The organism is Variovorax sp. 01T439_2, from assembly GCF_056398445.1.
Genome location: NZ_JBFTPJ010000287.1, coordinates 1 through 6,182, shown reverse-complemented (window position 1 = coordinate 6,182; position 6,182 = coordinate 1). Strand labels below are relative to the sequence as shown.

The 6,182-nt window shown below is 67.8% G+C and carries 8 protein-coding genes and 1 pseudogene; all 9 read right to left on the bottom strand.

Annotation, left to right across the window (positions count from 1 at the left end):
* On the bottom strand, positions 1-357 hold a 357-nt coding region (locus tag AC1DOC_RS15220), incomplete at its 3' end, for a glutamine amidotransferase-related protein (RefSeq protein ID WP_478130023.1).
* Positions 358-376: 19 nt separating this feature from the next.
* Positions 377-985 carry an imidazoleglycerol-phosphate dehydratase HisB gene (hisB, locus tag AC1DOC_RS15215; protein WP_018906517.1) on the bottom strand — a complete coding sequence of 203 codons (609 nt, stop codon included), beginning with the start codon at positions 983-985 and terminating at the stop codon, positions 377-379.
* Complete coding sequence (gene hisC / locus AC1DOC_RS15210) at positions 982-2,073, bottom strand: histidinol-phosphate transaminase (RefSeq protein ID WP_018906518.1); 1,092 nt, start codon at positions 2,071-2,073, stop codon at positions 982-984. The genes hisB and hisC overlap by 4 nt, the downstream gene beginning before the upstream one ends.
* Positions 2,070-2,441, bottom strand: coding sequence for a hypothetical protein (locus AC1DOC_RS15205; RefSeq protein WP_062363035.1), 372 nt, complete (start codon positions 2,439-2,441; stop codon positions 2,070-2,072). Before AC1DOC_RS15205 ends, hisC begins: the two co-directional genes overlap by 4 nt.
* 32 nt (positions 2,442-2,473) lie before the next feature.
* Complete coding sequence (hisD, locus tag AC1DOC_RS15200) at positions 2,474-3,796, bottom strand: histidinol dehydrogenase (protein WP_012746314.1); 1,323 nt, start codon at positions 3,794-3,796, stop codon at positions 2,474-2,476.
* 11 nt (positions 3,797-3,807) lie between these two features.
* A complete protein-coding gene (gene hisG / locus AC1DOC_RS15195) occupies positions 3,808-4,449 on the bottom strand; it encodes an ATP phosphoribosyltransferase (RefSeq protein WP_478130022.1) in 642 nt (213 codons plus the stop codon).
* The gene (murA, locus tag AC1DOC_RS15190) at positions 4,446-5,735 is read right to left on the bottom strand and encodes a UDP-N-acetylglucosamine 1-carboxyvinyltransferase (RefSeq protein WP_062363038.1); all 1,290 of its coding nucleotides are present in this window, start codon (positions 5,733-5,735) and stop codon (positions 4,446-4,448) included. Before murA ends, hisG begins: the two co-directional genes overlap by 4 nt.
* Positions 5,736-5,772: 37 nt before the next feature.
* On the bottom strand, positions 5,773-6,015 hold the full coding sequence (locus tag AC1DOC_RS15185) for a BolA family protein (RefSeq protein ID WP_012746311.1): 243 nt from the start codon (positions 6,013-6,015) through the stop codon (positions 5,773-5,775).
* Between the two features lie 19 nt (positions 6,016-6,034).
* Positions 6,035-6,182 (bottom strand): annotated as a pseudogene (locus tag AC1DOC_RS15180) (ABC transporter permease); the annotation flags it as partial.

Genomic DNA, 6,182 nt, shown 5'->3' with positions numbered 1-6,182 from the left:
CGCCAGGTCGAACTTGACGACCTCGCCCGGAATCAGCCCGAGCCCGTCGGTCGGGCCCTCGTCGCTGCGCGACAGCAGCATCTGCATGCCCACGCACACGCCGAAGAGCGGCTTGCTCGCCGCGGCCTCGAGCACCGACTCCTGCAGGCCGGAGTCGCGCAGTTCGCGCATGCAGTCGGGCATCGCGCCCTGCCCCGGCAGCACCACGCGCGTGGCCTTGCGCACCACCTCGGGGTCGGAGGTGACGAAGACCTGCACGCCCACCTGGTCGGCCGCATGCTGCACGGCCTGCGAGACGGAGCGCAGGTTGCCCATGCCGTAGTCGACCACGGCGACGGTATTTGCTACAGATTTCATAGCTTGGCGGCGAGGACGTTCAGAGCGAACCCTTGGTCGATGGAATGACGCCCACGGAGCGTGGATCGAGTTCGAGCGCGCCGCGCAGCGCGCGCGCAAAGGCCTTGAACACGGTCTCGCACTGGTGGTGCGCATTGACGCCCTTGAGGTTGTCGATGTGCAGCGTGACGAAGGCGTGGTTGACGAAGCCCTGGAAGAATTCGTAGGTGAGCTGGCTGTCGAAGGTGCCGATCATGCCGCTCGTGAACGGCACGTGCATCACCAGGCCGGGCCGGCCCGAGAAGTCGATGACGACGCGGCTCAGCGCCTCGTCCAGCGGCACGTAGGCATGGCCGTAGCGGCGGATGCCCTTCTTGTCGCCCACGGCCTTGGCCACCGCCTGGCCCAGCGTGATGCCCACGTCTTCCACCGTGTGGTGGCCGTCGATGTGCAGGTCGCCCTGGCAATCGATCTCGAGGTCGATCAGGCCGTGGCGGGCGATCTGGTCGAGCATGTGGTCGAAGAAGCCGATGCCGGTGGAGAGCCTGGCCTTGCCCGTGCCGTCCAGGTTGACGCTGACGGTGATCCTGGTCTCGGCGGTGTTGCGGGTGACCGATGCAGTGCGATCGGCAGTCTGGGGGGTGGTCATAGTGAGGCTTCGAGTGCCGCGAGCATCCGCGCATTCTCGTCGGCCGTTCCGACGGTGAGGCGCAGGCAGTTTGCGAGCAGTTCGTGCATTTTAGAAACGTTCTTCACAAGAATCCCGCGCGCCTTCATGCCTTCGAAGGCCTTGGCGGCATCGGGCACGCGCACGAGGATCATGTTGGCATCGCTCGGCCAGGCCTTCACGCCCGCCAGGCGGCCCAGCCCCATCATGAGACGGTGGCGCTCGTCGCGGATCTGCCGCGCCTGGGCCTCGAACACCTCGGCATGCTCGAGCGCGAACAGTGCGCACTCGCAATTGAGCACGCTGATGTTGTAGGGCGGGCGCACCTTGTCGATCTGCGCGACCAGCGCGGCCGGGCCCATGAGATAGCCCAGGCGGATGCCGGCCAGGCCGAACTTGCTGAGCGTGCGCATCAGCAGCACATGGCCATGCCGCGCGATGCGGTCGATGTAGCTCCTGGCGGCAAAGGGCTGGTAGGCCTCGTCGATCACCACCAGCCCGCCCTGCTCGCCCTGGGCCTGCACGATCTTCTCGATGGCGGCATCGTCCCAGAGGTTGGCGGTGGGGTTGTTCGGATAGGCCAGGTACACGATGGCCGGCTTCTCGCGTGCGATGGCCGAAAGCATGGCGGCCTCGTCGAGTTCGAAATCGGCCGTGAGCGGCACGCCGACGAAGCGCAGGCCCTGCAGTTTCGCGCTCATCGCATACATCACGAAGCCGGGCACGGGCGCGAGCACCGCGGCCCCGGGCACGTCGCAGGCAATGGCGAGCAGCGAGATCAGTTCGTCGGAGCCGTTGCCCAGCATCAGCGAAAAGCCCTCGGGCATCTGCGCATGCGCGGCCAGCGCGCGCTGCAGGTCGGCGCCGCGCTCGCCCGGATAGCGGTTGAGCGCCAACGCACCGAGCCGCGCGCCAAGCTCGGCCTGCAGCGCGGCCGGCAGGCCGAAGGGGTTTTCCATGGCGTCGAGCTTGACGAAGCCGCGTGCGTCCTGCACCGCATAGGCATGCATGGACTGCACGTCGGAGCGGATGCGGTCGATCGGGCGGGCGGCGGGCGAAGAAGATGTCATCGGGTGCAGCGGTAGCTGTTTCTGAGGGCGCCGGCCATGACCAGCTGAACGGGCATGTCGGCTTCGTAGCTGTCGGCGTTGCGGGTCAGCTCGGTTTGATAGAGGGAGCGTGCCATCGAAGGCTCCAGGCGCCGGCCCTCGACGCAGAAGATCGGCTTCTGGCCGTTGCGCTGCGAGGCCTCCACGCCTTCGCGCAGGCCTTCGAGCACGCCGACGAGGTAGTAGCTCGCGTAGGCCTTGCCGTCCTTTTCGCTCGCTTCCAGCGTGCGCAGCTCGCGGATGCTCATGGCCTGCGCCGAGCCCGCAGCCGCGAGCGCCAGCAGCCATGCCGTCGCGCGCGAACGATGAAAAGAACGGCGTCGAGCCATCTTGCTTTGCTCCTGCCGGCGGCGGGCGGGCTTCAGGCCCTGCGCAGCCGCATGCGCGCCGCTTCGGCGTGCGCCTGCAGGCCTTCGCCTTCGGCCAGCGTGACGGCAATGGGCCCGAGCACCTGCGCGCCGGCTTCGCTCACTTCGATGAGGCTCGAGCGCTTCTGGAAGTCGTACACGCCCAGCGGGCTCGAGAAGCGCGCCGTGCCGCTCGTGGGCAGCACGTGGTTGGGGCCCGCGCAGTAGTCGCCCAGGCTCTCGCTGGTGAAGGCGCCCAGGAAGATCGCGCCGGCATGGCGCAGCAGCGGCTCCCAGCGCTGCGGCTCGCTGCTGCTGACTTCCAGGTGCTCCGGCGCGATGCGGTTGCTGATCTCGCAGGCCTCTTCCATGCTCTTGGTGTGGATGAGAGCGCCGCGGCCGTTGAGCGAAGCCGCGATGATCTCGGCGCGCGGCATGCCGGGCAGCAGGCGGTCGATCTCGGCCTGCACGCGGTCGATGTACGCGGCGTCGGGGCACAGCAGGATGCTTTGCGCGAGCTCGTCGTGCTCGGCCTGGCTGAACAGGTCCATCGCCACCCAGTCAGGCGGCGTGCTGCCGTCGGCCAAGACGAGGATTTCGCTCGGGCCCGCGATCATGTCGATGCCCACGGTGCCGAACACGCGGCGCTTGGCGGCGGCCACGTAGGCGTTGCCGGGGCCGGTGATCTTGTCGACCGCGGGGATGGTGGCGGTGCCGTAGGCCAGCGCGGCCACGGCCTGCGCGCCGCCGATGGTGAAGGCGCGCGTGACGCCTGCCACGTAGGCGGCGGCGAGCACCAGCTGGTTCTTTTCGCCGCCCGGCGTCGGAACCACCATGATGATTTCGGCCACGCCGGCCACGTGAGCCGGAATGGCATTCATCAGCACGCTCGACGGATAGGCCGCCTTGCCGCCCGGCACGTAGATGCCGACACGATCAAGCGGCGTAACCTTCTGGCCGAGCAGCGTGCCGTCGGCATCGCGATAGCTCCAGCTCTCGCCGCTGGCCTTCTTCTGCGCCTCGTGATAGCTGCGCACGCGGCGAGCGGCGGCTTCGAGCGCATCGCGCTGCGTGGCCGGCAATGATTCGAAGGCGGCCTTGAGTTCGGCCTGCGTTAGCTCCAGCTCGGACAGCGTCTTCGCATCGAGCTTGTCGAAGCGATTGGTGTACTCCAGCACCGCCTCGTCCCCGCGCCTCTGCACGTCGGCCAGGATGTCCGCCACCACCTTCTCGATGGCCGCATCGGCATCCGCGGACCAATGCAGCCGCGCCTTGAATTCAGCGTCGAAGCCGGCTGAAGCCGTGGAGAGGCGGACGGGGGCTGCTTTCGGAGTCATGTGCGTGAAGTTCAGGCAGTGGGAATGGCCGACGCGAAGGCGTCGATGATGCGGCGGATCGGCTCGCGCTTGAGCTTGAGCGCGGCCTGGTTGACCACGAGGCGCGCGCTGATGTCCATGATGCGTTCGACCTCGACCAGGTGATTGGCCTTGAGCGTGTTGCCGGTCGAGACCAGGTCGACGATGGCGTCGGCCAGGCCGGTGAGCGGCGCGAGCTCCATGCTGCCGTAGAGCTTGATCAGGTCGACGTGCACGCCCTTGCTCGCGAAAAACTCGCGTGCAAGGCCCACATACTTGGTGGCGACCCTCAGGCGCGAGCCCTGCTTCACGGCCGAGGCGTAGTCGTAGTCGGCGCGCACCGCCACGCTGAGTCGGCAGGCCGCGATGCGCAGGTCCAGCGGCTGGTACATGCCCTGGTTGCCGTTTTCCAGCAGCACGTCCAGGCCGGTCACGCCAAGGTCGGCGCCGCCGTACTGCACGTAGGTGGGCACATCGGAGGCGCGCACCAGCACCACGCGCACGTCGGGCCGGGTGGTGGCCAGGATCAGCTTGCGCGATTTTTCGGGGTCTTCGGTGACCTCGATGCCGGCGGCGRCCAGCAGCGGCATCGTCTCTTCGAAGATGCGGCCCTTCGAGAGCGCGAGGGTGATCATGCGGCGGCTCCCGAGATGCGTTCGATGTCCGCGCCCAGGCCGCGCAGCTTGGCTTCCATGCGGTCGTAGCCGCGGTCCAGGTGGTAGATGCGGTCGACCAGCGTCTCGCCGTCGGCCACGAGGCCGGCGATCACCAGGCTGGCCGAGGCGCGCAGGTCGGTCGCCATCACTGTGGCGCCCGACAGCTGCTGCACGCCCTCGACCATCGCCACCTTGCCCTCGACGTGGATCGTGGCGCCCAGGCGCACCATCTCGTTCACGTGCATGAAGCGGTTCTCGAAGATGGTTTCGGTGACCATCGAGGCGCCGCGCGCGATCACGTTCAGGGCCATGAACTGGGCCTGCATGTCGGTCGGGAAACCGGGGTATTCGGTGGTGCTGAAGCTCTGCGCCTTGAGGTGCTCGCAGGCCGGGGCGCTGGAGCTGATGCGCACGCCGCCCTCCTGTGCCGCGACGGTGCAGCCGGCGTCGCGCAGCTTGTCGATCACCGCGTCCATGTGGTCGGCCCGCGCGTGGCGCAGGAACACGTCGCCGCCGGTGGCCGCAACGGCGCACAGGAAGGTGCCGGCCTCGATGCGGTCGGCCACCACGGCGTGCTCGCAGCCGTGCAGCTTCTCGACGCCCTGGATGCGGATGTGGCTGGTGCCGTGGCCTTCGATCTTCGCGCCCATGCGGATCAGCATTTCGGCCAGGTCGACGATCTCGGGCTCCTGCGCGGCGTTCTCGAGCAGCGTCTCGCCCTCGGCCAGCGCGGCGGCCATGAGGAAGTTCTCGGTGCCCGTGACGGTAACCATGTCGGTCAGGATGCGCGCGCCCTTCAGGCGGGTGCGCCCGGCCGGCAGGCTGGCGATCATGTAGCCGTGCTCGACCACGATCTCGGCGCCCATGGCCTGCAGGCCCTTGATGTGCTGGTCGACCGGCCGCGAGCCGATGGCGCAGCCGCCCGGCAGCGACACCTTGGCATGGCCGAAGCGCGCGAGCAGCGGGCCCAGCGCCAGCACGGAGGCACGCATGGTCTTCACCAGTTCGTAGGGTGCCTCGGGGTTGCTGAGGTCGCCCGCATCGAGCCGCACCGTGCCGTTGTCGTCGCGCTCGGCCGCAACGCCCATGTTGCGCACCAGCTTGAGCATGGTCGACACGTCCTGCAGGCGCGGCACGTTGTGCAGCGTCACGGGCTGGTCGGTCAGCAGTGCGGCGCACAGTTCCGGCAGGGCTGCGTTCTTGGCGCCGGAAATGAGTACCTCGCCGCGGAGCTGGCGCCCGCCGCGAATCAGAAGTTTGTCCATCGAATTTCCAGCGAATCAGGGCCCGGGGGCCGGAGAGTTATTTTTCCAACGCCGCCCATTCGGCCGGCGTGTAGGTCTTCATTGAGAGCGCATGCACCTCGTCGGTATGCATTTTCGCACCCAGGGTCGCGTAGACCCGCTGATGGCGCTGAATCGCGCGCTTGCCCTCAAATTCGGCCGAGACGATGGTGGCATACCAATGCCGGCCGTCGCCTTCGAGCGTGATGTGCTCGCAGGGAAGGTGGGACTGGATCAGGGCCTGGAGTTGTTCGGCGGTCATGGGAATTGGAAAGGGCTTTTCAGCCTCTGATTTTGTAGCCGATGCGCAGCAGGTGGACGGCGATGGCGCTCACCACCAGCCAGGCGGCGCCGACGATGCCCAGGCTGAGCCAGGGCGAGGCGTCGCTCACGCCGAAGAAGCCGTAGCGGAAGCCGTCGATCATGTAG

Bases quoted from the DNA above. Each gene is read 5' to 3' on its own strand.
- hisB (WP_018906517.1), bottom strand. From the start codon at position 985: ATGACCACCCCCCAGACTGCCGATCGCACTGCATCGGTCACCCGCAAC.
- hisC (WP_018906518.1), bottom strand. From the start codon at position 2,073: ATGACATCTTCTTCGCCCGCCGCCCGCCCGATCGACCGCATCCGCTCC.
- AC1DOC_RS15205 (WP_062363035.1), bottom strand. From the start codon at position 2,441: ATGGCTCGACGCCGTTCTTTTCATCGTTCGCGCGCGACGGCATGGCTG.
- hisD (WP_012746314.1), bottom strand. From the start codon at position 3,796: ATGACTCCGAAAGCAGCCCCCGTCCGCCTCTCCACGGCTTCAGCCGGC.
- murA (WP_062363038.1), bottom strand. From the start codon at position 5,735: ATGGACAAACTTCTGATTCGCGGCGGGCGCCAGCTCCGCGGCGAGGTA.
- AC1DOC_RS15185 (WP_012746311.1), bottom strand. From the start codon at position 6,015: ATGACCGCCGAACAACTCCAGGCCCTGATCCAGTCCCACCTTCCCTGC.